This window comes from Kitasatospora sp. NPDC057738, from assembly GCF_042798815.1.
GTDB lineage: Bacteria > Actinomycetota > Actinomycetes > Streptomycetales > Streptomycetaceae > Kitasatospora > Kitasatospora lactacystinica.
Genome location: NZ_JBHVJT010000045.1, coordinates 19,710 through 46,673 on the forward strand (window position 1 = coordinate 19,710; position 26,964 = coordinate 46,673).

The 26,964-nt window shown below is 73.3% G+C and carries 25 protein-coding genes and 1 tRNA gene; 14 read left to right on the plus strand and 12 right to left on the minus strand.

Annotated features, from left to right (window positions below; genetic code table 11):
* The first annotated feature begins 56 nt into the window (after positions 1 to 56).
* The 4 genes from leuE (at position 57) to ACFVGO_RS23765 (ending at position 6,320) form a co-directional block, all read left to right on the plus strand.
* On the plus strand, positions 57 to 707 hold the full coding sequence (leuE, locus tag ACFVGO_RS23750) for a leucine efflux protein LeuE (RefSeq protein ID WP_359902067.1): 651 nt from the start codon (positions 57 to 59) through the stop codon (positions 705 to 707).
* An 82-nt stretch (positions 708 to 789) separates the two neighbouring features.
* Positions 790 to 863: transfer RNA gene (locus ACFVGO_RS23755), tRNA-Thr, on the plus strand.
* Positions 864 to 1,224: 361 nt separating this feature from the next.
* Positions 1,225 to 1,581 carry a hypothetical protein gene (locus ACFVGO_RS23760; RefSeq protein ID WP_359902069.1) on the plus strand — a complete coding sequence of 119 codons (357 nt, stop codon included), beginning with the start codon at positions 1,225 to 1,227 and terminating at the stop codon, positions 1,579 to 1,581.
* Entirely contained in the window at positions 1,578 to 6,320 is a 4,743-nt protein-coding gene (locus ACFVGO_RS23765) for a caspase family protein (RefSeq protein WP_380633884.1), read from the plus strand. Before ACFVGO_RS23760 ends, ACFVGO_RS23765 begins: the two co-directional genes overlap by 4 nt.
* Positions 6,321 to 6,447: 127 nt before the next feature.
* Here ACFVGO_RS23765 and ACFVGO_RS23770 read toward each other — a convergent pair whose 3' ends face one another.
* Both ACFVGO_RS23770 and ACFVGO_RS23775 read right to left on the minus strand, forming a co-directional pair.
* The gene (locus tag ACFVGO_RS23770) at positions 6,448 to 7,092 is read right to left on the minus strand and encodes a response regulator transcription factor (protein WP_359902074.1); all 645 of its coding nucleotides are present in this window, start codon (positions 7,090 to 7,092) and stop codon (positions 6,448 to 6,450) included.
* A complete protein-coding gene (locus ACFVGO_RS23775; protein ID WP_359902077.1) occupies positions 7,056 to 8,447 on the minus strand; it encodes a sensor domain-containing protein in 1,392 nt (463 codons plus the stop codon). The genes ACFVGO_RS23770 and ACFVGO_RS23775 overlap by 37 nt, the downstream gene beginning before the upstream one ends.
* 238 nt (positions 8,448 to 8,685) lie before the next feature.
* Here ACFVGO_RS23775 and ACFVGO_RS23780 point away from each other — a divergent pair, with 238 nt between their 5' ends.
* From ACFVGO_RS23780 to ACFVGO_RS23790, 3 genes are read left to right on the plus strand one after another with little or no spacing between them, the layout of a single operon-like run.
* Positions 8,686 to 9,069 (plus strand): hypothetical protein, encoded by a 384-nt coding sequence (locus ACFVGO_RS23780; protein ID WP_380352437.1) that lies wholly within the window; start codon positions 8,686 to 8,688, stop codon positions 9,067 to 9,069.
* Positions 9,070 to 9,080: 11 nt separating this feature from the next.
* Positions 9,081 to 9,983: an ABC transporter ATP-binding protein gene (locus ACFVGO_RS23785; protein ID WP_359902141.1), complete on the plus strand. Its 903-nt coding sequence runs from the start codon at positions 9,081 to 9,083 to the stop codon at positions 9,981 to 9,983.
* Entirely contained in the window at positions 9,980 to 11,620 is a 1,641-nt protein-coding gene (locus ACFVGO_RS23790; protein WP_380633887.1) for an ABC transporter permease, read from the plus strand. The genes ACFVGO_RS23785 and ACFVGO_RS23790 overlap by 4 nt, the downstream gene beginning before the upstream one ends.
* A 147-nt stretch (positions 11,621 to 11,767) precedes the next feature.
* Here the strand turns inward: ACFVGO_RS23790 and ACFVGO_RS23795 are convergent, their stop codons facing one another.
* The 3 genes from ACFVGO_RS23795 to ACFVGO_RS23805 form a co-directional block, all read right to left on the minus strand.
* Positions 11,768 to 12,352, minus strand: coding sequence for a TrmH family RNA methyltransferase (locus ACFVGO_RS23795; protein ID WP_380352434.1), 585 nt, complete (start codon positions 12,350 to 12,352; stop codon positions 11,768 to 11,770).
* On the minus strand, positions 12,349 to 12,993 hold the full coding sequence (locus tag ACFVGO_RS23800; RefSeq protein WP_359902088.1) for a methyltransferase: 645 nt from the start codon (positions 12,991 to 12,993) through the stop codon (positions 12,349 to 12,351). The genes ACFVGO_RS23795 and ACFVGO_RS23800 overlap by 4 nt, the downstream gene beginning before the upstream one ends.
* Before the next feature lie 163 nt (positions 12,994 to 13,156).
* Positions 13,157 to 13,651 (minus strand): carboxymuconolactone decarboxylase family protein, encoded by a 495-nt coding sequence (locus tag ACFVGO_RS23805; protein ID WP_380633890.1) that lies wholly within the window; start codon positions 13,649 to 13,651, stop codon positions 13,157 to 13,159.
* A 211-nt stretch (positions 13,652 to 13,862) separates the two neighbouring features.
* On the opposite strand from ACFVGO_RS23805, the gene ACFVGO_RS23810 reads away from it, so the two are divergent.
* Positions 13,863 to 14,063: a hypothetical protein gene (locus ACFVGO_RS23810; protein ID WP_359902092.1), complete on the plus strand. Its 201-nt coding sequence runs from the start codon at positions 13,863 to 13,865 to the stop codon at positions 14,061 to 14,063.
* 127 nt (positions 14,064 to 14,190) lie between these two features.
* Here the strand turns inward: ACFVGO_RS23810 and ACFVGO_RS23815 are convergent, their stop codons facing one another.
* Complete coding sequence (locus ACFVGO_RS23815; protein ID WP_380633893.1) at positions 14,191 to 16,965, minus strand: lysylphosphatidylglycerol synthase domain-containing protein; 2,775 nt, start codon at positions 16,963 to 16,965, stop codon at positions 14,191 to 14,193.
* 68 nt (positions 16,966 to 17,033) lie between these two features.
* Complete coding sequence (locus ACFVGO_RS23820) at positions 17,034 to 17,795, minus strand: SDR family oxidoreductase (protein ID WP_380633895.1); 762 nt, start codon at positions 17,793 to 17,795, stop codon at positions 17,034 to 17,036.
* A gap of 227 nt (positions 17,796 to 18,022) precedes the next feature.
* Here ACFVGO_RS23820 and ACFVGO_RS23825 point away from each other — a divergent pair, with 227 nt between their 5' ends.
* The 3 genes from ACFVGO_RS23825 (at position 18,023) to ACFVGO_RS23835 (ending at position 20,026) form a co-directional block, all read left to right on the plus strand.
* Positions 18,023 to 18,289, plus strand: coding sequence for a UBP-type zinc finger domain-containing protein (locus tag ACFVGO_RS23825; RefSeq protein ID WP_359902101.1), 267 nt, complete (start codon positions 18,023 to 18,025; stop codon positions 18,287 to 18,289).
* A gap of 194 nt (positions 18,290 to 18,483) precedes the next feature.
* The gene (locus ACFVGO_RS23830; protein ID WP_380352428.1) at positions 18,484 to 18,756 is read left to right on the plus strand and encodes a hypothetical protein; all 273 of its coding nucleotides are present in this window, start codon (positions 18,484 to 18,486) and stop codon (positions 18,754 to 18,756) included.
* A 268-nt stretch (positions 18,757 to 19,024) separates the two neighbouring features.
* Positions 19,025 to 20,026, plus strand: coding sequence for a sigma-70 family RNA polymerase sigma factor (locus tag ACFVGO_RS23835; protein ID WP_380633898.1), 1,002 nt, complete (start codon positions 19,025 to 19,027; stop codon positions 20,024 to 20,026).
* Here ACFVGO_RS23835 and ACFVGO_RS23840 read toward each other — a convergent pair.
* Entirely contained in the window at positions 19,910 to 20,260 is a 351-nt protein-coding gene (locus ACFVGO_RS23840) for an STAS domain-containing protein (RefSeq protein ID WP_380352425.1), read from the minus strand. The genes ACFVGO_RS23835 and ACFVGO_RS23840 overlap by 117 nt on opposite strands.
* Before the next feature lie 95 nt (positions 20,261 to 20,355).
* On the opposite strand from ACFVGO_RS23840, the gene ACFVGO_RS23845 reads away from it, so the two are divergent.
* The gene (locus ACFVGO_RS23845) at positions 20,356 to 20,847 is read left to right on the plus strand and encodes an NUDIX hydrolase (protein ID WP_359902111.1); all 492 of its coding nucleotides are present in this window, start codon (positions 20,356 to 20,358) and stop codon (positions 20,845 to 20,847) included.
* 53 nt (positions 20,848 to 20,900) lie between these two features.
* Here ACFVGO_RS23845 and ACFVGO_RS23850 read toward each other — a convergent pair whose 3' ends face one another.
* From ACFVGO_RS23850 to ACFVGO_RS23865, 4 genes are all read right to left on the minus strand, one after another.
* Positions 20,901 to 21,659 carry a Clp protease N-terminal domain-containing protein gene (locus ACFVGO_RS23850; protein WP_359902114.1) on the minus strand — a complete coding sequence of 253 codons (759 nt, stop codon included), beginning with the start codon at positions 21,657 to 21,659 and terminating at the stop codon, positions 20,901 to 20,903.
* Positions 21,660 to 21,795: 136 nt separating this feature from the next.
* On the minus strand, positions 21,796 to 22,539 hold the full coding sequence (locus ACFVGO_RS23855; protein WP_359902117.1) for a tyrosine-protein phosphatase: 744 nt from the start codon (positions 22,537 to 22,539) through the stop codon (positions 21,796 to 21,798).
* 186 nt (positions 22,540 to 22,725) lie between these two features.
* A complete protein-coding gene (locus ACFVGO_RS23860) occupies positions 22,726 to 23,487 on the minus strand; it encodes a VC0807 family protein (protein ID WP_380633901.1) in 762 nt (253 codons plus the stop codon).
* Between the two features lie 158 nt (positions 23,488 to 23,645).
* Positions 23,646 to 24,356, minus strand: a complete 711-nt coding sequence (locus ACFVGO_RS23865) for a hypothetical protein (RefSeq protein WP_380633903.1) — start codon at positions 24,354 to 24,356, stop codon at positions 23,646 to 23,648.
* 372 nt (positions 24,357 to 24,728) lie between these two features.
* Here ACFVGO_RS23865 and ACFVGO_RS23870 point away from each other — a divergent pair, with 372 nt between their 5' ends.
* Both ACFVGO_RS23870 and ACFVGO_RS23875 read left to right on the plus strand, forming a co-directional pair.
* On the plus strand, positions 24,729 to 25,604 hold the full coding sequence (locus ACFVGO_RS23870; RefSeq protein ID WP_380352419.1) for an RNA polymerase sigma factor: 876 nt from the start codon (positions 24,729 to 24,731) through the stop codon (positions 25,602 to 25,604).
* Positions 25,601 to 26,695: a hypothetical protein gene (locus ACFVGO_RS23875; RefSeq protein ID WP_380633905.1), complete on the plus strand. Its 1,095-nt coding sequence runs from the start codon at positions 25,601 to 25,603 to the stop codon at positions 26,693 to 26,695. Before ACFVGO_RS23870 ends, ACFVGO_RS23875 begins: the two co-directional genes overlap by 4 nt.
* Positions 26,696 to 26,964: the final 269 nt, after the last annotated feature.

The window sequence follows — 26,964 nt, forward strand, 5'->3', positions numbered from 1 at the left end:
CGGTACGGCGTTACGATGAGCGCCCCTTGCCACCCTCCCCTGCACCGGAGCTCATCGTGCTCGGAGTCAACGACCTGGCGACGTACATCCTCGGCGCCCTCGTCATCATCCTGCTGCCCGGCCCCAACTCCCTGTACGTCCTGTCCGTCGCGGCCCGCAAGGGCATCCGCACCGGCTACCGGGCCGCGGCCGGCGTCTTCATCGGCGACCTCACCCTGATCAGCCTCACCTCGCTGGGCGCGGCCTCCCTGCTCAAGGCCAACCCGGCCGTCTTCGCCGTGGTCAAGTTCGGCGGCGCCGCCTACCTCCTCTGGATCGGCTACGGCATGCTCCGCGCCGCCCGCCAGCTCTGGCGCGAACGCCGCGCCGCGGCCGACCCCACCACCGAGCAGACCCCCGAAAGCACCGAGAACCCCTTCCGCCGCGCCCTCGTGATCAGCCTCCTCAACCCGAAGGCGATCCTCTTCCTGCTCTCCTTCTTCACCCAATTCGTCGACGCCTCCTACGGACAGCCCGCCCTCTCCTTCGCCCTCCTCGGCGGCATCCTCCAGACCTTCAGCTTCCTCTACCTCTCCCTCCTGATCTTCGCGGGCACCACCCTCGCCACCGCCTTCCGCCGCCGCAAGCGCCTCTCCGCCACCCTCACCAGCGGCGTCGCCGTCCTCTTCGCCGGCTTCGCCGCCAAACTCGCCGTCTCCTCCGCCTGACCCCCGCCCCCGGATACCGGGTAACGGATCACCCGCGAACCTGTGTAGACTGGCCCGCGTTGCCGCCACACACGGCGACGGTGCCGCCTTAGCTCAGCTGGCCAGAGCAACGCACTCGTAATGCGTAGGTCGCGGGTTCGAATCCCGCAGGCGGCTCTGTAGAAGCCCCAGGACTCACTCGCCGTGACCTGGGGCTTTTGCCTTTCCTCGACCTGCGGGCAGGCGCCGGCGACGCGCCACGGGATCGCTTGCTTGAGCGATGCGTGAGCGCGGGTGTTGATCCCGCCTCGGCCCTTGCTCCTCGGCCCCGGCCTTCCCGGCTTCGCCCCCGGTCCGGACGGCTCGCTTCGGTGCGGATCCGCAGCGGCGATCACGTGCCGCAGCGTGCGCGGAGTCGGCCGCGACGAAGCGGAGGAGCGTGTCCAAGGCTGGCACCTCGGCCTGTTCGCAGCTGGTATGGTGCGGCATCTGATTGGTCGCAAGCCCGGGGGGCCTGGTGCAGATCACTCTTCGTTTGGTGGACGCGCGCTCCGATGAGTTGGGCGCGCTGGAGAAGTGGCTCAAGTCCGAGCGTGATCTGCGTCGTGTGGTCGTCCGGCGCGAACACGCGGCCACCCTTCCGGGCGACATGGGAGTGCTCGCGGACTGTCTGCGCTTTGCCATCGATGCGGGACTGGTCGGTGTGCTGGCACAGTCGGTGATCGACTACTGGCGGTCGAAGGCCGCCTCCCGTCCGGCCGAGGACAGGCCGGTGCTGGTCATCGAACGCGTGGATGCTCCTGACGGCACGCGGACCATCACCATCGAGGCGCGTGACCCCGAAACCGCCGAGGCGGTGCTCCGCGAACTGCCGCGTTCTCTCGGCAGTTCATGAACGCCGAGCCGCCTGCCGGAGAGAAGTCACGCGCCGTCCTCATCTCGTCCCGCATCTTCACCGACAGTACGTTCGCCGAGCTCGAGGCGGTTGAGCGAACAGTCGAGAAGGTGAGCGAGCAACTGCGTGATCCTGCTGTGTGGGGGCTCAGGCTCGATCACTGCCAGGAGATCTTGACGCACAAGAGCAACCCCGCCGAGATCCTCTCGGTCGTCCAGGCGGCGTCCCAGGCGGCGGAGGAGTGCTTCGTCCTCTACTTCGCGGGTCACGGTGTCGAGGAAGGCGGGCAACTCCTGCTGCCACTGACGCATTCCCGAGCCGACATGCCGAGCACCATGCTGGCGTTCGCCGACCTGATGAATGCGGTGGGTAGCGGGCCCGCGCCGATCAAACTCGTCCTTCTCGACTGCTGCCATGCCGGGCTGGCCATGGACGTCCTGCCCTTCGAGCAACACGTTGCCGGTGAGGCACCCGAGGGCTGCTACGTCCTCGCCGCCTGCGAAGCCAACCGAACGGCCAAGTCACCCGAGGACAACGAGTTCACGGCTTTCGGCCAGGCCCTCATCACGTGCCTGGTGGCTGGTGGGCCGTCCACTGAGCAGTTCTGGACACCGCGGCAACTGTTGGCGCATGTCGACAAGTGGCTCACCAGCCGTGGTTACCCGCGACCGGTCACCAATGACTCGCGGGTGGGTGAACTGCCCTGGGTGAGGAATCGGCGGTTCGTGAAGCCGTTCGAGGCGGCCGGCTATCAAGCGCCCGCGCCGGACAGTGACAGTGGGACGCCGGCGCAACCTGAGAAGATCCAGTACCTCGGCCCGGACCCGTTGCCGCTGCCGATCCCTTTCCTGGGGCGCGACGCATTGCTGGGTGAGGCGCGCCCGATGGTGCGCATGGGGCAGGTCCTTCCCGTGATGGGACGGGCGCAGGTGGGCAAGTCGGCGCTTCTCACCTCGCTTCTCGCCAAGGCCGACCTCCTGCCCGCGGGTTCCCTCCCGCCCGTGGTGCTCGAGATCGAGCCCAGTGCGGCGGCTGAGAGCCCGCTGATGGAGGCGATCACCAGAGCGCTGCACCAGACGCTGGACGACAGCGAATTCATGGTTGCGGCCAAGCGTACGACCGATGGCCTTCTCGACCTCGTTCTGCCTCGTCAGGTCAAGGGCCGGAGTCTCATTCTTGTCATCAAGGCGTCTCGCATCGACCTGAATCGCCCGGAACTCCGCGAAGAGCTGGACGAGCTGCTGAGGCAGGACGTCTTCAAGCGCGCCGCGGTCATCGTGGAGACCACCGAAACCGTTGAGATCGACGGTGGAAGCCACCGGCCGAGGCCCCTCGTCGTACCTGCGCTGGCCACATCGGACGCTCTCGCGCTGATCGGCGACTGGCTCGCCGACGAGAATCTCGTGACCGATGTCAACGGCCTGGATCTGGTGGGCTATGACGAGATAGTGCGTCGCCCCGGGGTCATCGAACGCGCCGTCCGCCTGGTCTGTCGAATTCACCGGAAGGACGATTACGACAGTTTCCTCGCGGGATTCGACGCCCGTTCCCGGGCGGCGGTGGAGATCGGGCCCGAAGAGTTCGAAGAAGCCCTGATGGAGGCCGCAGAACCGACCATCGCCGGCGTACTGGACAGGGCCTGGTCCACCGCGACAGGAACGGACCGCACCAAAGGGCAGGCCCTCCTCACTGTGTGGGGAGTCATCGACGAACTGCCACTCCCGGTGGTCGCGCTCCGGGGCATGGGGTTGCCGGACAGTGTGTTGCGGGTGCTTTTCAACGAGGGGATTCTCGTCCCTTGGCGTCCCGCCGCCGACTCGGGACCTCCAGCCGGGGATTCCCCCCGGCTGGAGGTCAGCCCGGTCAGTCGAGAGGCGCTCAGGAACGATCTCCTGCGTACGATCCGGTCCACCGCTGACATGGCGGCGGGCGCCGACGGGGAGCGCCCGTGCGACGTCGTCGACCGGAACCTGATCGCGGCCGGGCGCCTGCTGGCCAACACGGTGCTGCCGAGCGGGGAGACGGAGGGGGAGTCGGAGGCAGTGCCTCGTGTGATCGAGGCACTGCGTCGGGCCGTGGGATGGATCGACCGCCATGTCCCGGACGCGCTGCCCGGGTTGCGCGCGCGACTCGGCCTCTACGTCAACGGCGACTCCGCGGACGCGGTCCTCCTGCCGGTGGCGCAGACGATCGGTTCTGTTCCGCTGACGGACCCGGCGAACACCTCGCCGGAGACGGTCTCGCGGACTGGCGCGGAGAGTGAGCGATCGGCTGCCCGGAATGCTGTGGCGAACGGTGCAGAACCCGGCAACGGAGCTGTGCGGGGATGGGAGTTGATCGACGAGCTGTACGCGGCGGCGGGACGCCTCAACCTGGCCTCCCGGGCGTCTGTGCAGGAGCCGGATGCGGTCGCGACCTTCCTGTCCGCGTTCGAGTACGCCGTATCGCTCTTGGAGGTGTGCGGTGAAGCCGCCCCGTGGCGTGTGCTTCGCTCCGTCGACCAGTGCGGCTTCCACGGGGCGCGCCGCCATCGCGCGCTTGCCCAGGTGGCCCCCGCCCGTGAACGGTTGACGCGACAGCTGGCGGCCCTCCATGAAGGTCCCGCCAACGTCTCGCTGAACCGTCTGCTGTGGTCGACATCCTGGATCCTGAACACGGCTGCTGCCCAGATTTCGGCAGACGTGAGCGCCGATGCCTCCGACAGTCTCGAACTGGCGGAGCAACTGATCGAGGTCTTTCCTCTGGCGCAGGAGTCGCGGGCCCGCCAGACCCGGAACTGGTTCCTCTACAGGTTGGCAGGACTTCGCCGTGCGACGGCGACGACGGCGGACGAGCGACGGACAGCGGTGCGTTCCGCCTATGAACTCGCGAACGAGAACGCCCGTTTGGCGAGCGTGGTCCCGGAGCGTCAGCAGCAGTGGACACACAATCTCCTGGCAAGCGGGTACATGTACGCGCAGGAGACAAGGGGGGACGGAGAGCGGCTGGAGCTGGCCCGGGAGACACTGTCGGCACTTGAGGAGGCGTGGGGCTCCAGGGACGACTGGCCGGTGCCACTGGTGGTCGAAGCGGCCGGATTCCTGCGCAGGGTCCACGAGCGGCACGCGGATCTGGAGTTGCAGTACGCGGGTGCCCGGGAGGTTCTCGCTCTCCTGAACGGCCGGGCCGGAAGCCTTGCCGATCGGGAGGGGCCCAGCGCCACCATGCCGCTGGACCACATGGTCGAACTGGCCGAGGCCAACGCGTTCCTGGCCTATGTCTACCGTGAGCGCAACGATCACGCGTCGGCCCGGCACAGCCTTCAACAAGGTGTGCGCATGGCCCGGATCGCCGTGCGGTCCTTCCCCACCGGACGCACCTACATGACGTGGCTCCGGCTGCTCCGCACGAAGCAGGCCTGGTCCGGGGGCGGTCGTGGACGGACGCTGCTTCCGGAGCACGCCAAGGCCGTCGAAGAGGTCCGTCGGTGGCTCGACAGTGGTGAGGAGGTCCGGGCCGGGAATCAGTCATTGGCCCTGCTGCACTTGTGGTGCTTGGACAGCGATTGGCAGCGGGAAGGGACCCTGGTGGTCGCGGCGCAGGCCGTACCCGTGCACAACACGGGCTGGAACACCGGCCGTTCCTTGCAGCAGGTACGAGCCGACCAGGTTCACCGCGGGCGCTGGAACGCGCTGATGGCGCATGAGCGGGTGTACGGTCCGACCTGGGCGCTGTACGAGGCCCGCATCAGGATCACTCGTGAGTACCAGCGCTGGACCGCGATCTACAGCAGGCGCCCGCAGGAGGTCGATCACGGACCGGTTTGGGAACTGCTGGACAGGGCCGGGCAGTTGTTTCCGCGGAACCTGGACGTCATGAGGTCCCGTGCGTCCTACCACCGGTACATCTGGGAGTACGGCGAGGCGGCTCGACTCCACGCCGAGGCGGCTCGGCAGGAGCGGGACGGGGACCGTTGGCGTCGTGGTCTGATCGAGGCGTCCGAGTGTCTGCTGAGACAGGCGATCTATGAAAAGGGGATCTCCTCCGCGGCGCGGGAGTCGGCCTTGTGCGCGGCTTCGGACTACCTGCAGGAGGTTACCGAACTCCACACACAGGCCCCCCGGGTGTCGCTGCTGTCCGCTCGGATCGCCCTCGAGTTGGGCAGGCCGGTGGACTGGGACCTGGCCGACTCCAAGTTTGCCGAGCTGATCGGTGACGACTACGTCGGAAACGTGGGGCGCTACCTCAATGAACGTCGGGACCGGACGGCCGCGGACATCGACAGCGACCCCGCGGCGGACTCCGTTGAATGGGAGCATGCGGCAGCGCCCCATGAGGCACTCGTGGTGGATGACCTCCTTGAAGAGCACTTCACCGACGTCGAAGTCCTGATGTCTCTGGGGAGTCTCTACCTGCGGCGTTCCATCTTGAACGCGGAGCAGGATCCGGAAGCGGCCCGGTCCAGCGCCTGGCGGGCCTACAACTGCTTCGACGGACGCAGGGTCATGGAAGCAGCCGTCAACGGTCAGGAGAAGGTCGACACTGCCTTCATGCGCGGTCAGACCATCGCATGGGCGGCCGAACTCGCCGGCTCCACGGACCCCTTTCCCCGAGACAGCGGATGGCAGCGCGGGTGGCTGGATCTCGCGGAGTCTCGACTGCAGTCTGCCCGCAGTCGAAGTGCGGGCGGCTTCCACGAGTTGGTCTGCACGTGGGACAGCCGGTTGCGGGCACTGAAAGCCGGGCTCAGGAAAAAGTGACGCACTGTCATCGGACGAGTGCCGGTGCCGAGTGGTTCGTCCGCAAGAACGGACCGTGCCGCACTGCCGAAGGCCCGGGCCGGATCGGATCCGGGCCGGGCCGTTTCGTGTGCGCCGGCGGGTGGGGTCACTGGTCGAGGTAGGTGAGGGCGGCCAGGATGCGGCGGTTGTCGGTGGTGGTCGGGGGGAGGCCGAGCTTGGTGAAGATGTTGGTGATGTGCTTGGCGACGGCCTTCTCGGTGATGAAGAGGGCCTGGGCGATGCCGGCGTTGGAGCGGCCCTGGGCGAGGGATTCGAGGACGTCGCGTTCGCGGGTGGAGAGGGTGGCGAGGGCGGTGTCGCGGTCCTTGGCGGCCAGGAGCCGGGTGACGACCTCGGGGTCCATGGCGGTGCCGCCGGCGGCGACGCGGCGGATGGCGTCGAGGAACTGGGCGCCGTTGGTGATGCGGTCCTTCAGCAGGTAGCCGATGCCGCGGCCGCCGGTGGTGAGGAGTTCGCGGGCGTAGAGGGGTTCGACGTACTGGGAGAGCAGCAGGACGGGGAGGCCGGGGGTGGTGCGGCGGGCGGTGAGGGCGGCGCGCAGGCCCTCGTCGGTGAAGGTCGGCGGCAGCCGGACGTCGACGATCGAGACGTCCGGCCGCTGCTCGGTGAGGGCCCGGAGGAGGTCGGGGCCGTTGTCCACGGCGGCCGCCACCTCGTGGCCGTGGGCCTGGAGGAGGCGGATCAGGCCGTCCCTCAGGAGGAAGTGGTCTTCGGCGAGGACAATGCGCAAGGAAGCTCCATGGTCACCGTGGTCGGACCGTCGGGGGGACTGCTGACGGAGACGACCCCGTCGAAGGTGGCGAGCCGTCGTTCGACGCCGCGCAGCCCGGTGCCCCGGCGGGCGTCCGCGCCGCCGCGCCCGTTGTCGGAGACGGTGATGCGCAGCACGCCGCGATCGTAGCGGAGTTCGATTCCGGCGCGGCCGGCGTCGGAGTGCTTGACGACGTTGGTGAGGAGCTCCGAGACCGCGAAGTAGGCGGCGGACTCGACGGGCATCTCGGGGCGGCCGGGCAGGTCCGCCGAGACCTCGGTGGGGACCGGGCAGACCATGGCCAGCGCCCGTACCGCGTCGGTGAGTCCGCGGTCGGCGAGGACCGGCGGGTGGATGCCGCGGACCAGGTCGCGGAGCTCCTCCAGGGCCTTGGCCGAGGACTGGCGGGCCTCGACCAGCAGGGCGCGGACGGCCTGCGGGTCGCTCTCCAGGAGGTGTTCGGCGGCGTCCAGGGTCATGCCCATCGCGACCAGCCGGGCCTGGGCGCCGTCGTGCAGGTCGCGCTCGATCCTGCGGATCTCGGCCATCCGGGTGTCGACGGCGGTGCTGCGGGTGGCGGTCAGGTGGGCGATCCGGCCGGCCAGCAGTTCCTGCTCGCCCGGGGCGAGCATCGAGTGGACGTGGCGGGCGTGCCGGTGGACGGTGCGGGGCGCGAGCCAGAGCGCGAGCGGGAGGTGGAGCAGGCCGAGGACGCCGGCGAGGACGGCGGTGACGGTGCCCTCGATCGGGATGAACTCGAACCAGAGGCCGTCCCATTCGGCGGACAGCGGGACGCCGAAGAAGGCCAGGAAGACGCCCCAGAGGCCGGCGAGCAGGGCGGCGACCGGCAGGAAGGCCAGCACGCTGCCGAGGAACGGCTCGGCGAGGACCCAGTGGAACTCGCGGCGGGTCTGCGGGTCGCCCGTGATCCAGCGGTAGCGGGCGAATACGCCGGAGGCGCCCTCGGGCACCGGGGGCAGCGGGCCGGGCGGCCCCGGGAAGCGGATGCCGGACCAGTCTGCGGCCAGGGCGCGTTGACGGTCGGTCAGCGCGCGCACCCGGGCCATGGCCCGCGGGACCAGTCCGAGGCCCGGGCCGACGAGGGAGAGCGCGCCGGTGACACCGAGGGAGTGGACGAGGGCGACACAGGAGAGCCGGCTGAGGGTCAGGCTCCGGCGGAGGGCGGTGAGCCCGGCCGCTACCGAGAACCCGGCCGGTACGGAAGAGCCGGCCGGTACCGAGGACCCGGCCGGTGCGGCGGATCCGGCGGGTGCGGAGAGCCCGGTGGGCTCGGCCGGTGCCGGGCTCTGTGCGGGTCGCGTCGTGCTGTCCATGGATGTGGTCCCCTCCCGGTGGTGCTGTCGCACGGCCCGTCGTACCGGCCGTGAGGCCATTCTGGCGACCGCGGGCGGGTGTTGTCGGTGGGAGAAACTCCCCCTTCGGCCCTACGGGATATCTGCCGAACGGCAGATGGCAGGAGTCCGCGGATCGGCCAGGCTTGCGAGCGTGTTCACGTGCCCCGGGGGACGGGCCCGGGACGGTGCATCCGATCACAGCCGCAAGGAGGATGAGGTGGAGCGACGTGCGAGATCCGGATACGGGACGGTCGTTCTCGTGGTGGCCGCGCTGGTGTCGCTCGCCGGTTGTGCCGACGCCAGGGACGCCGCGCCCGAGGACAGGACCTTCGAGTTCGCCGGCAGGAGCCTGGACGTGAAGTCGCACGGTGCGCCGGCCGACCTGGTCGCGGTCGACCGCGAGGACGTCAAGGTCACCCGCTGGTTCGACACGAGCGGGAAGATCGGCAGTGCCAAGGAGTCCTGGACGCTCGAGGACGGGGTGCTCGAACTCAGGGCGGGGTGTTCGGGGCTGGCCAACTGCGACACGAAGTACCGGGTCGAGGTGCCCCAGGGGGTCGTGGTGCTGCGGGACGGGCGTGGGACGGAGCTCAAGGGGTGAGGGCGGAGAGCGTGCTCGAACTGGTGGATGTCACCAAGGTCCACAAGGGCGGAAAGCGGGCCGTCGACGGCATCACGATGCGGCTCGGGCCGGGAATGGTGGGGCTGTTGGGGCCGAACGGTGCCGGGAAGTCCTCGTTGATGCGCATCGTGTCGACGGTCACCCGGCCCACGAGCGGCCAGGTCCGCTACCGGGGCGTCGACGTGGTGGCCGAGCCGGACCGGCTGCGCCGGGAACTCGGCTACCTGCCGCAGGACTTCGGGGTCTACCCGAACCTGACGTCACGGGAGTTCCTGTCCTACCTGGCGGCCGCCAAGGGGATCGGCGCCCGCTCGGCCCGGGCCCGGATCGACGAGCTGATCCAGCTGGTCAACCTGACCGAGGCGGTCAAGCGCCCGCTCGGCGCGTACTCGGGCGGCATGCTCCGCCGGGTCGGCATCGCGCAGGCGCTGCTGGCCGACCCCCGGGTGATCGTGGTCGACGAGCCGACCGCCGGCCTGGACCCGGAGGAGCGGGTGCGCCTGCGCAACCTGCTCAGCGAGCTCGCGGCGGACCGGGTGGTGATGCTGTCGACCCACATCGTCTCCGACGTGGAGTCGGTCGCCTCCGACATCGCGGTGGTCGCCCGGGGACGGCTGCTGCGCCGGGGCGCGCCGGACGAACTGCTCCGGGAGGTCGACGGGCGGGTGTGGGAGGCGGTGGTCGATCCGGCCGACCTCCTGGAGGTGCAGGCCCGCCACGTGGTCAGCCGGATGGTGCGGACCGGGCGCGGCGTGCGGCTGCGACTGCTCGCCGCCGAGCCGCCGCGGCCCGACGCGGTGCCGGTGCCGCCCGACCTGGAGGACGCCTACCTGGGCGTCATCCACCGGCCGGGGGAGCGGGACGGGGCCGAGCCGCGGGCGGTGCGGCGGTGACCGGATCGGTGCTCGCCGGGCTGGCGGTCGGCGACTTCCGCGACCGGGTGCGCCGGCCGGTGTACGCGGTGACGCTGCTCGCCGCGGTCGGGCTCGGCCACCTGGCCGTACCGGACGCGGGCGGCCACTGGACGATCATGGACGTGGGCGGGAACCGGGGCGTCTACAACAGCGCCTACGTCGGTGCGGTCACCGCCCTGGCCGGCGCCCTCTGGCTCACCTTCGGCGGTTTCTACGTGGTGCGCAGCGGCATCGCGCGGGACGAGACGACCGGGGTCGGACAGATCCTCGCCGCCACCCCGCTGCGCACCTCCCAGTACCTCCTGGCCAAGTTCCTGAGCAACCTGCTGGTGCTCGCCTCCATGGTCGGCGTGCTGGCCGTCACCGCGCTGCTGATGCAGCTCGCCCGCGGTGAGGACCGCGCGGTCGACCCGGCAGCCCTGGCGGAGCCGTTCCTGCTGCTCTCGCTGCCCCTGATGGCCGTCACCGCGGCGGCGGCGCTCCTGTTCGAGACGGTGCCGCTGCTGCGGGGCGGTTTCGGCAACGTCGTCTGGTTCGTGCTGGCCATGGTGCTCGCGATCGGCGGGCAGTCGGCCTCCGCGCCGCTGGACGGCCTCGGCGTGCACCGGATCGCGCGGTCGATGGGCGCGGCGCTGGAGGCCCAGCACGGGACGGCCGACCCGGGCGGGTTCAGCCTCGGCCTGACCAAGGTGGACAGGCCGCTGGGCACCTTCCGCTGGGACGGGTTCGACCCGTCCTCCGGGTTCCTCCTCGGCCGGCTGGCGCTGGTGCTGGCGGCGTTCGCCGTGGCGGTGCTGCCGGCGCTGTGGTTCGGCAGGTTCGATCCCGCACGCGGGTCCGGCGGGGCGGCCGCGCTGCCGGAGCCGGCCGAGGTTCCGGCGCCGGCCGCGGTTCCGACGGCCGCCGGGGCGGCGGGCCGGCTGTCCGGGCCGGACGCGCCGGAGCCCGCGGGGGCGCGCCGGACGACCGCGCGGGGTGCCCTGCCACGGACCGAACCGCGGCGGGCCGGGGCGTTCGGCCGGCTGCTGGCGGGTGAGGTCCGCATCCTGGTGCAGGGCGTCTCCCGCTGGTGGTGGCTGGTCGCGGCCGGGCTGACGGTGGCCGGGTTCGTGCTGCCGACGGACGCCGTCACCGGCCTGCTGCTGCCCCTGGTGTGGCTGTGGCCGGTCCTGATCTGGTCCCGGCTCGGCAGCCAGCGGGTGGAGAACGGTCTGGAGGTGCTGCTGGGCGCCTACCCGTCGGCCCGGCGCCGGCTGCTCGCCGAATGGGCGTCCGGGCTGGTGCTCACGGCGGTGACGGGCGCCGCCCCGCTGATACGCATGCTGGCGGCGGGCGACGGCGCGGGGACGGCCGGCTGGCTCGGCGGCGCGCTGTTCGTCCCGTCGCTGGCCATGGCGCTCGGCGTGCTGAGCCGGAGCCACCGGCTCTTCCAGGCGGTCTACCTGCCGCTCTGGTGGGTGCTGGTCAACAACGTCGCCGCCGTCGACTTCATGGGGGCCGTGCGCGTCGACGGCAGCCCGGCCGGTCCGGGCCCGCTGCTGGTCGGGGCGCTGTCCGCGGCGATGCTCGCGGTGGTGTTCCTGGTCGGCGCGGCCCGACGGAACGTCAAGGGCTGAGGAACGGGTCGGGGCCCGGGTTGAGGAACGGGCCCGGGTCGGAAGCCGAGGCCGAGGCCGAGGCCGCGCGAAGCCGGGAGCCCGGCCCGTCGACGGACGGACCGGGCTCCCCTCGCGCTTCGGGTCGCACCTCGGGGCGCTGCTCGGCTACTCGTCGTCGCCGAGGTCGCCCGCGAGGTCGCCCGCGAGGTCGCCGTCCGGGGTGCCGCTGATCGCGTAGCCCTGCCGGCGCGCCTCGTAGCAGGCCACCGTGGCGGCCGCCGAGACGTTCAGCGAGCCGACCCGGCCCAGCTGCGGCACGAACACCACCTGGTCGCACAGGGCCAGGGCCTCGGGCGTGATCCCGCGGTCCTCGTGCCCGAGCACGAAGGCCACCGCCGGGGTCAGCTCCGCGGCGAACATCGGCACCGCCTCGTCCGCCAGCTCCAGACCGACGACCTTGAAGCCGTCCGCCTTGGCCGCCGCGACGGCCTCGGCGACGGTCGGGAAGTGCTCCACCTTCAGGTACTTGTCGGTGCCCATCGCGGCCTTCTGAGCGCCGGACGAGCGCACCGACGGGGTGTCCCCGGCCAGGTACAGCTTCTCGGCGCCCATCGCCGCGCCGGTGCGGACCACCGAGCCGACGTTGAACGGCGACTGGAGGTTCTCCAGGATCATCGCGAGCCGGAACTCGTTGCTGCGCCGCCAGGAGCGGTGCAGACGCTTCAGTTCGGTCCCGCGCAGCTGCTTCACGTCGTCGTACCTCGTCCGCTCTCGGAGCCCTCGCCCACCTCGGGGCGGGGCCGCGCTTCCAGAATCCGGGACCCGTTGACCGATGCGACCCGAGTGGTCGGGTAGCCCTGCTCGTTCAGCCACTTCTGGAGCGAGTCCGAGCCCAGGTGCTTCTGCACCACCAGGAACGCCGAGCCGTCCGGGGTCAGCCGGTCGAGCCAGTGCGTGAGCAGGCGGCGCAGCGCGGCCTTGCCGATCCGGATCGGAGGGTTGGAGTAGATGGTGGCGAAGCGGACGTCCTCGGGGACGTCGTCGGGCAGGGCTGCCCGGACGTTGCCGAGCCCCAGCGCCTCGGCGTTCAGCCGGACCAGCTCCAGGGCGCGCTCGTTGACGTCCACCGCCCAGACCGGGAGGCGCTTGCGGCGGCTCGCCCAGGTCAGGGCGATCGGACCGTAGCCGCAGCCGATGTCCAGGATCGGGCCGCGCACCCGCGGCTGCGGGGCGTGCTCCAGCAGGATCCGGGTGCACGGGTCGAGTCGGCTGCGGGAGAACACCCCGGTGTCGGTGGTCAGTTCCAGGGTGAGGTCCGGCAGGGAGACCGTGATCGGCCGGCGGTCGCTGGCCACCTCGGGTGCACCGGTGAAGTAGTGCGAGCCGGACATGATTTCCCCGTCGTTCGTATGGGCCTCGGGGCCACCGGGTGGGTGTGGGTTAGCCCTTTGTACGGCACCGATCGTACCCCCGGTGGCCCGGACGGCGGTGCGGACGGCGGTGCGGACGGCGTTCAGGCCGGCGGTGCGGACGGCGCTCCGGACAGCGGTGCGGTCACGCGGCGCCGGGGGTCTTGCGGGTGGCCACGTTGATGCGGTTCCAGGCGTTGATGGTGAAGCAGACCGAGATCAGCTGCGCCAGCTCGGCCTCCGCGAAGTGCGCGGCGGCCCGGGCGTACACCGCGTCCGAGACGCCGCCGTGGATCCGGGTGATCTCCTCGGCCAGCGCCAGGGCGGCCCGCTCGCGCTCGCTGTAGACCCCGGCCGGGGCCTCCTGCCAGACCGGCAGCAGGTAGATCCGCTCGTCGGTCTCGCCGGCCTTGCGGGCGTCCTTGACGTGCATGTCCAGGCAGTACGCGCAGCCGTTCAGCTGGGAGGTGCGCACCTGGACGAGCTCGACCAGGGCCGGGTCCAGGCCCTCGCGGGCGGCGGCGTCCAGGGCGATCATCGCGCGGAACACCTTGGGCGCGGTGCGGGCGTGGTCGAGGCGGGCGGGGGCCTCGGAGGCGTCGGTGGTCGGGGTGGTCCGGGCGCTCTCGTTCGTCGTCATGCCTATGACCCTAGGGGCGGAATGAACCTGTCCCCTGGGCCATTCGGGGCGCTGTTTCACGGGTCAATCCGGCGGGTCGGCAAGGGGTCCGCGGCAGCCCCGGCAACACGCCGGAGCGGCGTCGGCACTTCGCGTCCCGGCGCCGGGCGGCGGATACTGCCAGTACGCCAGCCGGGCCCGTGAAGGCCTCCGAACAGTGAGGACGGATGCCATGCCGCAGGAACAGCACGAGGAATACCTGATCGAGGAGACCGCCGAGACCGTCGAGGCCGACGAGAAGGCACCCGAGGGCGACACGTACGACGAGGTGGCCGAACGCCGGGCCCTTGGAGCGGACCCGGCGACCAACGTCGCGGACGTCGTGGAACAGACCCGGCCGGTCCGGCACGACGAGGAGGAGTACCGGGAGTAGCCGACGGGCGGGCGACGGGACTGGCTGCGGGCCCGCAGCCCCCGCCCCCGCCCCCCGGCCCGGGCTCGCCGCCGCGCCGGGCCCGCCGCCGCCCCGGGCTCGCCCCCGCGCCGGACCGGCCGTCCGGTTACAGCGCCCGGCGGCGTTGCAGCCAGACGAAGGCCGCCCAGCCCGGCAGCACCGGCAGGATCAGCGTCAGCAGGCGGTACAGCGCCACCGCGGCCAGTGCGCCGCCCTGTTCCATCGAGGCGGTCTGCTGGAGCAGCGTGAGCAGCATCCCGTCCACCGCGCCGGCCCCGCCCGGGGTCGGCGCCGCGCTGCCCACCGCGTTGCCCACCAGGAACACCACCGCGACCGCGGCGAAGGACGGCTCCGGGCCGATCGCCCGGGCACAGCAGTACAGGCAGGCGATCAGGCAGATCGACACCAACAGCTGCCCGGTCACGCCCACCGCCAGCCGGGTCGGACTGCGCAGCAGGTCCAGCAGCCGCGGCAGCACCTCGGCCGTCAGCGGCCGCAGCCGCGTCGCCAGCCACCGCCGCGCCACCGGGATCGCCGACACCACCGCCAGCAGCGCCGCCGCCCCCGCCAGCCCGGCGACCACCGCGGGCAGCGCGTCCAGCTCGGAGCCGCCCGGCTCGAAGCCCAGCAGGTAGACGAAGGCCCCCAGCTGCAGCAGGTGCAGCACCAGGCCGATCAGCGTCCCCACGCCGACGCTGGACAGCGCCTGCGCGGTGGGAATGCCCGCCCGCTGCAACAGGCGGGTGTTCAGCGCGACCCCGCCGACGCCGCCGGGCGACACCAGCTTCACGAACGACCCGGCCACCTGCGCCAGCACCGCGTTGCGGAAGTTCAGCCGCTCCGGCACGAAACCGACGAAGCCCATCGCCGCCGCGACGTGGCTCGCCGCCGCCGCCGTCAGCGCCAGCAGCAGCCACCAGGGATCGGCGTCCGCCAGCGCGGAGACCGGATTGTCCTCCGCCGCGAACAGCTGCGGGATCAGCAGCCAGCCGGCCACCACGCCGCCCACGACGATCAGCAGGGTCCGCGGCCGCAGCCGCTCCAGCCGCACCGGGCGGCCCACCACCTGCGGGCGGGTGCGCAGGACCTCCGCGCGGATCTCGTCGAGGAGGCCGCCGGGGGCGGGGGAGTCGTGCGGGGGGTTCGGCGCGGGGGTGGTGGCGGACCCGGTGCCACCGGTGGGCGTGCCCACGTCACCGGCTGCTGTGCCGTGGCCGCCGCCCGCCTCGTCACCACCCACGGTGGCGGCTCGGGCGGTGGTGCGTTTGGCGTGCTGCCTGAGGGCGCGGCGGGTGGTGTGGGTGAGGGCGATGGGCTGGAGCAGCGGGAGGGCGGCGTCGATCGGGTCGGGGCCGAGGACGGCGGTGGCCGTGCGGACCGAACGGGCGGCGCCGGCGCGCAGGGCGAGGGTGGTGAGGAGCTGGGCGAGGTCGCAGCAGAGGACGAGTTCGGTGGCGGCGATGTCGCCGTCGGCGAAGTCGACCAGGTGCACGGCGCCGGAGCCGTCGATCAGCAGGGAGGAGGGGACGAGGGCGCGGTGGGCGATCTCGCGGCGCTGGAGCAGGGCGAACTGCCGCCAGGCGTCGGTGAGCAGCTCGTCGGTGATCTCCTCGTCGGCGAGTTCGTCGAGGGTGCGTCCGGCCAGCCGCTCGTACGCGATGAGGGCGGTGTCCTGGCCGATGCCCGCGGTGGCGGCGATGCGGCGGGTGCGGACGCCGGCCGCGAGGGCCGCGTACGTGACCAGGGCCTCGTGCTCCAGGCCGGTGCGCGGGGAGCGCAGGACGCGCGGGTCGGGGGCGGTGCGCAGGCGCAGCCGGCGCCAGGCGCGCTGGACGGCGGCGGCGGTGACGGCCTGCCGGTCGAGGAGCTGGACGTCGAGGTCGGGGCGGTCGTCGGCCTGCCGGACCCGGTAGCGGTCGGGGCCGGCCGGCCGGGCCTCGACCGGGCGCAGGCCGCTGTCGCGCAGGGCGCGCAGGACCTCGCCGGGCCGGGGGCAGGGGTCGGGGGTGCCGACCGCGTACAGGGTGCCGTGGGCGCCGGTCCAGCCGATCAGCAGCCCGAGCAGGAGCGCGGTGGGGGTGGCGTACCCGCCGGTCAGCCCGGCCAGGCCGGAGAGGGCGAGGACGGTCCACGGCAGGCGGCGTTCGCGGCTGCCGGAGGCGGTCATGAAGGCGAGGGCCGGCGCGAGGTAGCCGTAGACGGACTCGGTGTGCCCGAGCCCGCCGCTGCCGGGCAGCGGCTGGGTGAGCGCGGAGAGCAGTGAGGGCGGGGCGAGGCCGTCGGCCCAGAGGTCCAGTCCGAGCGTGGCGCCGTACGCGAGGACGGCGGCGAGCAGCCCGTCGGAGACCTGCTGGAGGGCGCGTCGCCGGTCGGGGCCCAGCAGCCGGCGGACGGCGAGGCCGACCGGGAGCAGCAGGACGGCGGCGGTGGTGAGACCGCCGGCCAGTCCGGCCAGCGGGCGCGGCACCAGGGAGGCCGCCTCGGCGACGTCGGCGGCGATGCCGCCGGTGGTGGCGCGGGCGTAGTCGGCGAGCAGCAGGGTGAGGGCGATGGCGAACAGGCCGCCGAGCAGCCGGATCAGGGCGACGGGCTGCCGGACCCGGTCGGTGGCGGGCAGCGGACGGGCCCGGAACCGGCCGGGGCCGGCCTGCTCGGGTATCTGGGCGGGGGCCGTTCCGGGGCTGCCGTCGGTCGGGACCCCGGTGCCGTCGGCCGATGCCCCGGTGCCGTCGCCGCTGCTGCCGCTGCCGCCGCTGTCGGTGTCGGTGCCGGCTCTGCCGCCGGTGTCCCGCGTCCCCGTGCCGCGTTTCCGTTGCGCGGGCGCACCGCCGGGGTCGGCCCCGCCGGTGTCGCCGTTCGTTCTCCCCGTCACGATCGCCACGGATGGCATGCTCCCATGCCGCCCGCGGGCGAGGGGCGGGGATTCGGCAGTGCCGGGACGACGCGGCCCTACGCCTGCCGGGTCGGCAGGACGACCAGGTGGCGCAGGTTGACGTGCCGGGGGCGGCTCACGGTGTAGGCGATGAGGTCGGCGACGTCCTCGGCCGCGAGCGCCGGGATGGCGGTGAACATGCCGCCGAGCTGTTCGCGCAGCACCGGGTTGTCGATGTGCCCGGCGAGTTCGGTGTCGGTCAGTCCGGGCTCGATCGCGCTGACCCGGACGTCGCGCGGGCCGAACTCGCTGCGCAGGGCGGCGGACAGCTGGGTGAGCGCGGCCTTGGTGGCCCCGTACACCGCGTAGTCGGGGAAGACCACGTGCGAGGCGATCGAGGAGACGTTGACCAGGTCGGCGGTGCGGCCCTCGGCGGCGGCCGCGGTGAGGTCGGAGCCGAAGGCGCGGACGATCCGCAGCGCGCCGGTGAGGTTGGTGTCGACCATGCGGGTCCACTCGTCGATCCGGCCGTCGGCGAGGGGGTTGGGCAGCATCACCCCGGCGTTGTTGACCACCAGGTCGACCGGGCCGTAGGCGTCGTGGACGGTCTTCGCGGCGGCGTCCACCGAGGCCTGGTCGGTGATGTCGGTGGTGACGGCGAGCGCCTGTCCGCCCGCGGCGGCGATCTCGGCGGCGAGGGCGTCCAGCCGCTCGGTGCGGCGGGCGAGCAGGGCGACCCGGGCGCCGGATGCGGCGAGCAGCCGGGCGGTGGCGGCGCCCATGCCGCTGGCGGCTCCGGTGACGACGGCGGTGCGGGCGGCGGCGGAGGGGTGGCTCATCGGGGGCTCCAGAGGTTCGGTCGGGCCGGTGCCGACCACTCTGCGCGGGCTGCGAGCGGTTACCCAGGGTTGCGCTTTTCCCGGGAACTCCCTTCCTGGGACGGCCCTTCCTGGGACGGGGGAACCCGGGACGGGCGGACCCGGGAACGGCAGTGCCACCCTCGGGACGCCCGTCCGTGGCCGCCCTGAGCGGGCGTTCCGTGCCGGGGCGGCATAGCCTTTCAGTCATGAGCGCCTGCGAAGACCTCGCTCTGGCCCCTCAGAACATCGAGCCCCGGCCGCCCGCCGACGGCTGCGCCGACTGCCTGGAGCAGGGCCGCCGGGACTGGGTGCACCTGCGGATCTGCCTGGACTGCGGCCACATCGGCTGCTGCGACTTCTCTCCGCAACGGCACGCCACCGCGCACTTCCACAACACCTCCCACCCGGTGATCCGCTCGTACGAGCCGGGGGAGGACTGGCGTTGGTGCTTCGTCCACGAGGTCATGGGCTGAGCCGGTCACGCGTCTGACGGGGCCCGCGTACCGGCGCTCGCGCAGGCTCCCGCGGACGTCTCCCGGGTGTGGCGCCCGCACATCCCTTCCGCACTGGCACGGACCTGCAATCCGGATAAAATCCGGACATAAAGCCCGTTCGGCCCCACCGGCCGGCATCCGACCGGCCGGTGGCCGACGAAGGGAGGCCGACGATGACCAAGCGAACGCCCGGCAGCACCGCCAAGCTCCGCCAGGGCACCCAGGAGCTGCTGGAGCGCCGGGGCATGGCGAGCCCGCCCGCCCGGTTCGCGCCGATGCCGAGCGCCGGCGCGATGTCCTACGCCGCCGCCGGGCACGGCGCCGGCGAATCGTTCCGGCACGGTGGAAGGGACGCGCCGGGCACGACGATGCACGCCGCCCCGGCGATGCACGCCGAGCTCAAGGGGCACCGGCACCGTGGCGCGGAGAAGCACTCCGCCCACTGAGCCGCACCGCACCGCACCGTGCCGCACTGCACCGCACTGCACCGCACCGCACCGCACCGCACTACGGCCGGAACGCTCCTGGCGCATCGTCAGAAATTTCCCGTCCCCCTGCGACGGCCGGTGAGCGACGGCTTCGGCCCGCTCCCGCAGGGCTGTTGCCACCGGAGCGCGGTCGGCACGGTCGGTGTCAGTGGGGTGCGCTACGTTCGTCCCGTTCACCAGGGCACAGGCACGGGTACGGGGCAGGACGACGGGGGCGGGGCGCACGATGACCGACGTGATCACGGAGGAGCCGGTCGAGCTCCAGTTGGAGCGGTACCGCACCGAGTTGACCGGTTACTGCTACCGCATGCTCGGCTCGGTCTTCGAGGCGGAGGACGCGGTGCAGGAGACCATGGTCCGCGCCTGGCGCGGGCACCGGGGCTTCGAGGGGCGGGCCGCGCTGCGCTCCTGGCTGTACCGAATAGCCACCAACGTCTGCCTGGACGCGCTGAACGGCCGCAACGGCCGGGCCCGGCCGATGGACCTGGCCGGGCCGGTCACGGTGGCCGCGGCGCACGACACCCGGCTCCCCGAGGTGACGTGGATCGGTCCGGCGCCGGACGGCCGGGTGCTGCCCGAGACGGGGGACCCGGCCGAGGTGGCCGTCCAGCGCGAGTCGGTGAAGCTGGCCTTCGTCGCGGTGCTGCAGCGCCTCGCGCCCCGGCAGCGGGCGGTGCTGATCCTGCGCGAGGTGCTCGGCTGGAAGGCCGCCGAGGTGGCCGAACTGCTCGGCGTCACGGTGGCCTCGGTCAACAGCGCGCTGCAGCGGGCCCGGGCGGTGCTCGCCGTCGACGCCTCGGCGGCCCGGCCGGCCCCCGAGCTGGACGAGGGCCGGCGCGCGCTGCTGGACGGCTACGTCCGCGCTTTCGAGGCGTACGACATGGACGGTCTCGCCGCGCTGCTGCACGAGGACGTCACGCTCAACATGCCGCCGTTCTCGATGTGGCTGCGCGGGCGGGACGAACTCCGGGCGTGGATGCTGGGCCCCGGTCGCGGTTGCCGCGGTTCCCGGCTGCTCCCGGTGACGGCCAACGGAGGTCCGGCCTTCGGCCAGTACCGGCCGAGTCCGGCGGGCGGGTTCGAGCCGTGGGCGCTGATCGTGCCGGAGGTGTCAGAGGGGCGGATCACCGGCTTCACCAACTTCCTGGACACCGACGTGCTCTTCCCGCTCTTCGGCCTCTCGCCCCGACTGGAGGCCGAGCCCGCCGTGGACTCCGTCGCCGAGTAGCTCCGCGAAGGCCGGGGGGTCGGCCGCGCCCGGCAGCAGCGCCGACAGGCCGCTGAACGCCAGCAGTTCGCGCAGCGGGCCGCCGGCGTTCAGCAGCACCACGGCCACTCCGTGCCGGGCGGCGGCCAGCCGCAGCCGGGCGAGCGCGTCGACGACGGCCAGGTCGGGGGCGGTCAGCGCGCCCAGGTCGCAGGTCAGTACGGGGCGTTCCGGTTCGGCTTCCACGGTGTTCATGCCGGATAGGACCGCCGGGGCGGCCTCGACTCATCGGTCGTCGGCGGGTGGCAGAGTGGGGGCGACCGAACCCGCCCCGCCCCAGGAGGAGCACCGTGACGGCTGAGCCGTTGAAGTCCCGCGAGGAATGGCTGGCCTCCCTGCCCCGGATCTACGCGGCGGCGGGGTGCCTGCTGCGGGACGGGTCCGGTCGGATCCTGATCGTGAAGGCCGGGTACCGCGAGCACTGGCAGTTCCCGGGCGGCACGATCGACCTCGGCGAGGGCCCGGTGGAGTGCGCCGAGCGGGAGCTGCAGGAGGAGACCGGCCTCGTCCGGCGGGCGGGCGAACTGCTGGCCATCTCCTGGACCCACGCCTCGGCCGAACTCGACCACCCCGCCCAGCACTTCATGTTCGACTTCGGCGCCGTCCCGGACGGCACCCCCGTGACCGTCCCGGCCGGCGAGCTGGACGACTACCGCTGGGCGTCGGTCGAGGACGCCCTGGAGCTGCTCGGCCCGGCCCGGTCGGCCCGGCTGCGGGCGGCGCTGGAGGCGGCCGAGGACGGCCGGGTGCGGATCGTCACCACCCACGTCTCCGGGTTCTGAGCGCACGTGCCCCGTCCCGGGCGGGAGTTCCGCCCGGGACAGGGCACGGGGCCTCACTGCTGCGGCTCGGCCTCCGCGTCCCGGGCGGCGACGATGGCGGCGATCGCCTCCGAGACGAAGGCCTCGGCGGCGGGCTTGTCCACCTTCAGTCCGGCCAGCACGCCCTGGCCGTTCTCCAGCTCCAGCAGGGCGAGCAGGAGGTGCTCGGTGCCGACGTAGTTGTGCCCGAGCTTGAGCGCCTCGCGGAAGGTCAGTTCCAGCGCCTTCTTGCTCTCGGCGTCGAACGGGATCAGCGCCGGCAGGTCGTCGACGGCGGCCGGCAGGGCGGCGGCGGCCACCGCCCGCAGGGCCTCCTGGGTGACGCCCTGGGCGGTGAGCGCCTTCATGCCGATGCCTTCGGGCTCGGCGAGCAGGCCGAGCACCAGGTGCGCCGTGGTGATCTCGGCGTTGCCCGCCTTGCGGGCCTCCTCCTGGGAGGCCACCACGACGCTGCGGGCCCGGGGCGTGAACCGGCTGAAGCCCTGGCTGGGGTCGAGGTCGTTCGGGGCGCCCGGATCCTTGGGCACGAAGCGCTTCTGGGCGGCCTGCTTGCTGACGCCCATGCTGCGGCCGATGTCGGTCCAGGAGGCGCCGGAGCGGCGGGCCTGGTCGACGAAGTGGCCGATGAGGTGGTCGGCGAGCTCGCCGAGGTGGTCGGCGGCGATGACCGCGTCGGAGAGCTGGTCGAGCGCGTCGGTGTGGACCTTCTTGATCGCGGCGATCAGGTCGTCGAGGCGCAGCGGAGTGCTGTTGGGAACAACGGGATTCTCCATGCGTCAACCGTAGGTTGTCGATCCGGGGATCGTCAACCATCGGTTGACGATGGTTTGCGGAAGTCTTCCCGGGCGTCCCGGGCCTCCCGGGGCCCCGGGGAACCCCTTCGGAGCCCCGGCGGCTTCGGGGCCCGCGCTACGCGGCGGGCAGCAGCCGCTCCCGGACGGCGGCGATCCGCTCGGGCGCGACGCCCGCCGCGAGCAGGTAGCCGACCGGGTCGAAGTCGTCGAGCGCGGCCGCCAGGGCGTCCTCGGCGGTGGTCCCGGCCTCGGCGAGCACCGCGTCGATCCGGCGGTACGGGTCCGGCAGGCCCAGCATCCCGTACAGCGGACGGACGTTGGGGCCGCTCATCAGGTAGTCCTCGGCGATCGCGGCCCGGTCGACCCCGGCCAGGGCGAGCAGCAGCAGGACGGCCAGGCCGGTGCGGTCGCGGCCGGCGCCGCAGTGCACGACCACGCCGCCGGGGCGGGCGTCGGCGAGCGCGGAGACCAGTGCGGCGGCGGCGTGCGGGCAGTGGTCCAGGTAGGGGCGGAGCGCGAGCGGGGTGCCGTCCAGCCGTCCGTGGGCCTCCCACCAGGCGGGGCCGGCCAGTTCGTCCAGCGGGACGCGGACCAGCTCGACGTCCTCGGGGAGCGGGAGGAGCGGCTTGTACTCCTCGGCGTTGCGCAGGTCGACCACGGTGCGGACACCGTGGTCGAGGAGGGCGTCCCAGCCCTCGGCGGTGAGGCGGTCCAGGTTGTCCGCCCGGACCATCGCACCGTGGGCGGTGGGCCGGCCGGAGGCGGTGGGGAGGCCGCCCAGGTCGCGGACGTTCAGGCAGCCGTCCCAGACGAGCGTGCGGTCCTCGGTGCTGCTCGGCGCGTGCGTCGTCCGGTACATGGGGGTCCCCGTTTTCCTCGGCGGGGGTCCCGTTACCCCCTCGTTATGAACGACTCCCGGGGGATCCGGATGGTTCCTCGCCGTTCGAGTCCCGGGAACCGGCCGTTCAGGGAAGTGTTCGGGGAAGTGTTCGGGGAGCCGGGTGTTCGGGGAACCGGGTGTTCGGGAAGGCGGCGGGCCGCGTGCTCAGGCGGCGGTCGGGGCCTCGGTCTCGGTGCGGACCAGCCGCTCCATCGGCTCGACCGCGATCTGGCCGAGCATCGAACCGGCCACGATCGCGCCGATCAGGACGACGGTGGACAGCCAGGCCATGGTCGACACCGGCAGGGTGAAGGCGCCGACCACCCGGGCCGCGCACTCGGCCAGCAGCGCGGTGCCCCAGATGCCCGAGAACAGGCGCTCGTGGCGGCGGAAGGCCCGCGCTCCGGCCGCCCGGCCCTCGACCAGCCGCTGCCAGGCGGCCGCGCGCTCCGGCCGGCCCTTGGTGAGGAAGGGCATCAGCATCGGGGTCATCACCGGTCGGCCGACCAGCGCGGAGACCAGGATCGCCAGTGCCACGGTGCCGCTCAGCCCGCCGTCCTTGGCGATCATCAGGCGGGCGTCGCCGGTGACGAAGGTCAGCGCCAGGCCCGCCAGGTTGACGGTCAGCATCAGGGCGGCCCACAGGTTGAGCCTGCGCTCGACCAGCAGGCCGAGGACGGTCCGGGCGGCCGGGATGGCGCTGCTCCAGGCCAGTGCGGCGAACTCGCTCAGGCCGAGGGCCGAGTGCAGCAGGTAGTAGCCGGCCAGCGGGGCGGCCACGTCGAGGGCCAGCGGGCGGAGCCCGGAGACCAGCGGGTTGGGGGCCTTGGCGCCGGTGGCGGCGCCGGCGCTGGCGGACGTGGCCGGGGCGGTGCCGGTGAGGGCGACGGTGCTGGTGACGGCGGCGGCACTGACGGTCTGGCTCACGGTGGGTTCCTCCCCGGCTGGTGGCCGCGGGCCGCTGCCCGCGTCGTGCCTCCAGTCTTTCCGTCCGACCCTCCGTCAGCGCAGTGCCGTCCGTTGCGTCATCCGCATGACGGTTGTCATGGTGCGCGCCGTGACACCGCCTCCGACCTGCGGATTTCCTACCCCTCGTCGGGGAAGGTCCACAGCGCGCGGCCCAGGGTGTCCAGGCAGCGGACGGTGCCGTAGCGCTCGTCGCCGGCGGACAGGAAGCCCTGCGCGACACCCGCCAGAACGGTCCGGGCGACGCCGTCGCCGCGGGTCCAGGCGCCGGTCAGCTCCAGCGCCTCGTCGGCCAGCTCGGCGCGCTGCACCCGGGCCACCGCCGCGGTCAGCAGCGCGGCGTTGACCGACTCCAGCTCGGCGGGCAGGAGGTAGGTCTCCCCGGCGCGGGTGCGGTCCGCCTCGGCCCGGCGCCGCAGCTCCGGCAGGCCGTAACGGTGCACGGCGGCGACCGCGTCGTCCAGCGGGAGCTGCCAGCGCGGCCCGGGCAGCACCTCCCACCAGACGTCCTCGCCGACCGGCAGCACCTCGCCGATCCGGGCCCGCCAGGTCTCGACGCCGTACCGGGTGCGCGGGTCGGGCCGGTGGCCGGGGAGGGCCGCGACGCTCCAGTCGGTGCGGCGGACCACGCTGAGCTCGAAGGTGAAGGGCACCCGGTCGGCGGCGGGGCGCTCGACCAGGCCGAGCAGCAGCCAGTGGGTCTCGTCCGGCAGGCTGAAGGTCCGGCGCCACCCGATGAGGCCCAGGGCGCGCAGGGCGGGTGCGAGGTGCTCGCGCAGGCCCTTCGCATGGAGCTCGTGGAGCCCGTGGAGCTCGTGGGCGGTCGTCATCGCGGTCTTTCCCTGCTGGTCGTGGTGCCGGACGGGTGCGCCGGGTGCGGTGTGCCGGGCCCGGCGCCGGTGGTGGTCCCCGTCAGTGCTGGTCCCCAGCGGCACGGCTCAAACCAGGCAGGGTCGTGCGACCGGGGCCCGCACGGGTCGTGCGTGCGCCCTCGGACACGGCGGGGGCGCGGCGGCGGGCCGGGTGCGTCGGCGGACCCTGTGTCGGGGCGGGCCGTCGGCCCGGACTGCTTCGCCTACCGACAACGTAGGCCGGACGGGCCGGTCCGGGCCGTGGGCGAACGACAGCAGTCCTCGGGACCTTGGCCCCGGCCGCGGGCGGTCGTTCGGCCGGAGCCGAAGTGTTCGCCCGAATGGCGCATCATGTGGCGGGTGCAGAGTGCAGAGCGCCCCGGAGCGGGCACCGACGGACCCGTCGGCCGGTCCGGACCAGTCCCACCCGCCGGCCCGCCGCCGGGCCCGGCCCCCGCTCCCCCCGACCTGACCGAGGCGGTCCGGGCCGCGCAGGCCGGGGACGAACAGGCGTTCCGGCTGCTGTTCCGGACCGTCCAGCCGGGCCTGCTGCGCTACCTGCGGGTGCTGGTCGGCGGCCGGCCGGAGGACGCGCAGGACGCCGAGGACATCGCCTCCGAGACCTGGCTGCAGATCGCCCGCGACCTGCGCGGCTTCTCCGGCGACGGGGACGGCTTCCGCGGCTGGGCCGCCACCGTCGCCCGCCACCGCGCCCTCGACCACCTGCGCGCCCGGCGCCGCCGTCCGGTCACCGACCTGCCGTTCGAGCAACTGGTCGAGCTGGCGGCGGGGGACGACACCGCGCGTGCGGCGCTGACCACGGTCGGCACCGCGGACGCGCTGGCCCTGATCTCCCGGCTGCCGCGCGACCAGGCCGAGGCCGTGCTGCTGCGGGTGGTCATGGATCTGGACGCGGAGAGCGCCGCCAGGGTGCTCGGCAAGCGGGCCGGCAGCGTCCGGATGGCCGCCCACCGGGGGCTGCGGCGGCTGGCCAAGCTGGTCGAGCCGCGCGCCTCCGGGGGTGGCATCCCGGCGGCCCGGGCCGGTGCGGCGACGGCCGGGGCCCAGGCCGGACCGGGCGCCGGGGCCGCGGGGAACGCCGCCGGGGCGGCGGCCGGAGTGGGCGGGGGCGAGGCCGTCGGGCGACCCGTGGGGAAACCCGCGAAAAAAAGTTCTCCGCAGGGTGTGACAGAACGCCGGGCCGCGACGCTGAAGGACATGAGATGAGCACCAACCGATCCCGTCGGATCGACCGTGATGCCGCCGAGCAGCTGCTCGGTGGTGCCGTGGGCGGCCCGTCGGCCGGGCAGGACGCCTCGCTCACCGGACCGGACGGCGGTCCCGGGCAACTCGCCCGGGTGCTCGCCGCGGCCGCCGCCCCCGCGACGGCTGGCGAACTGGCCGGGGAGGAGGCCGCCCTGGCCGCGTTCCGGGAGGCGAGTCTCACGCCCCACCCGACAGTGACCCCCGTCCGGAGACGATCGATGGCAACCGCGGTGCTGGCCAGGGCCTTCAGCACGAAGGCCACTGCCGTCGTGCTCGGCACCACCGCGCTGTGCGGTGTCGCCGTCGCCGCCGGCACCGGCAACCTGCCGCCCGCGCTGGGCGGCGGCCCGTCCGCGCCGGAGCACAGGCTCGCCGGCCGGGACGCTGCCACCGGCCCGGCGTCGGGCCCGGCGGTCGTCGGGTCGTCGGCGGGCGTGGCCCCGTTCGGTGCCGTGGCGTCCGGTTCCGCCCGTCCGTCCGGCAGCGCCTCCGCCGGACCGCAGGCGGTCGTCCCGTCCGGCCCCGCGACGCCCGGCACCCCCTCGCCCGAGGGGCGCGGTGGCCGTTCGGCCGTCCCGCCCGCGCTGCTCGGCCTCTGCACCGGCTTCGCCGACCGTACGGCCAAGGGCGACCGCCCGAACCGACTGGCCGGCGAATCGCTGTACGGCCCGCTGATCGCGGCGGCCGGTGGCGCGGACCGCGTGACGGACTACTGCCGGGCCGCGATCGACGACGAGGACGGCGAGGACGGCGACCACCAGGGCGCCACCGGCCCGACGCGCGACCCCGGCCGCACCGGCAGCGGCAGCGGGGCGAACGCCGGATCCGGCAAGGGGAGCACCGGCGGCGGCCGGACCGACGGAAACGGCAACGGAAGCGGCAGCGGAAACGGGCGCGGCAACGCCAACGGCGGCAGCGACGGCGAGGACACCGGCGGCGCCGGCACCAGACCGGGCAAGTCCGGCGTGACCGCCCCGGCCGTCCCCAACGCGCAGGACGGCCGCCCGGACAAGCCCGACCGGACCGAGAACGAACAGTCGGCCGGGAGGTAGCCCCCAGGACTCCGGGTGGGCGGCGAGCGACTCCCCCCGGGCTCGCCGCCCGCCCGGAACAGCACCACCCGCACCACCCGCAGGAAGCAGTACCACCCGCAGGACCCGCACCACCCGCAGGAAGCAGTACCACCCGAAGACCCCGGGTGGCCGGTCGGCTCCCCCGTGCCCACCGGCCGCCCGGCCGGCCCCAGGGGGGGGGGGGGGGGGAGACAGAAGAAAAACGGACAAGAAGGAGAAGGGGAGGAAAAGGGGGGGGCCCTCCGACT

Excerpts from the sequence above, each read along its gene's own strand:
- ACFVGO_RS23765 (WP_380633884.1), top strand. The coding sequence starts at position 1,578 with ATGAACGCCGAGCCGCCTGCCGGAGAGAAGTCACGCGCCGTCCTCATC.
- ACFVGO_RS23775 (WP_359902077.1), bottom strand. The coding sequence starts at position 8,447 with ATGGACAGCACGACGCGACCCGCACAGAGCCCGGCACCGGCCGAGCCC.
- ACFVGO_RS23800 (WP_359902088.1), bottom strand. The coding sequence starts at position 12,993 with ATGTCCGGCTCGCACTACTTCACCGGTGCACCCGAGGTGGCCAGCGAC.
- ACFVGO_RS23805 (WP_380633890.1), bottom strand. The coding sequence starts at position 13,651 with ATGACGACGAACGAGAGCGCCCGGACCACCCCGACCACCGACGCCTCC.
- ACFVGO_RS23810 (WP_359902092.1), top strand. The coding sequence starts at position 13,863 with ATGCCGCAGGAACAGCACGAGGAATACCTGATCGAGGAGACCGCCGAG.
- ACFVGO_RS23820 (WP_380633895.1), bottom strand. The coding sequence starts at position 17,795 with ATGAGCCACCCCTCCGCCGCCGCCCGCACCGCCGTCGTCACCGGAGCC.
- ACFVGO_RS23825 (WP_359902101.1), top strand. The coding sequence starts at position 18,023 with ATGAGCGCCTGCGAAGACCTCGCTCTGGCCCCTCAGAACATCGAGCCC.
- ACFVGO_RS23830 (WP_380352428.1), top strand. The coding sequence starts at position 18,484 with ATGACCAAGCGAACGCCCGGCAGCACCGCCAAGCTCCGCCAGGGCACC.
- ACFVGO_RS23835 (WP_380633898.1), top strand. The coding sequence starts at position 19,025 with ATGACCGACGTGATCACGGAGGAGCCGGTCGAGCTCCAGTTGGAGCGG.
- ACFVGO_RS23840 (WP_380352425.1), bottom strand. The coding sequence starts at position 20,260 with ATGAACACCGTGGAAGCCGAACCGGAACGCCCCGTACTGACCTGCGAC.
- ACFVGO_RS23850 (WP_359902114.1), bottom strand. The coding sequence starts at position 21,659 with ATGGAGAATCCCGTTGTTCCCAACAGCACTCCGCTGCGCCTCGACGAC.
- ACFVGO_RS23855 (WP_359902117.1), bottom strand. The coding sequence starts at position 22,539 with ATGTACCGGACGACGCACGCGCCGAGCAGCACCGAGGACCGCACGCTC.
- ACFVGO_RS23865 (WP_380633903.1), bottom strand. The coding sequence starts at position 24,356 with ATGACGACCGCCCACGAGCTCCACGGGCTCCACGAGCTCCATGCGAAG.
- ACFVGO_RS23870 (WP_380352419.1), top strand. The coding sequence starts at position 24,729 with ATGTGGCGGGTGCAGAGTGCAGAGCGCCCCGGAGCGGGCACCGACGGA.
- ACFVGO_RS23875 (WP_380633905.1), top strand. The coding sequence starts at position 25,601 with ATGAGCACCAACCGATCCCGTCGGATCGACCGTGATGCCGCCGAGCAG.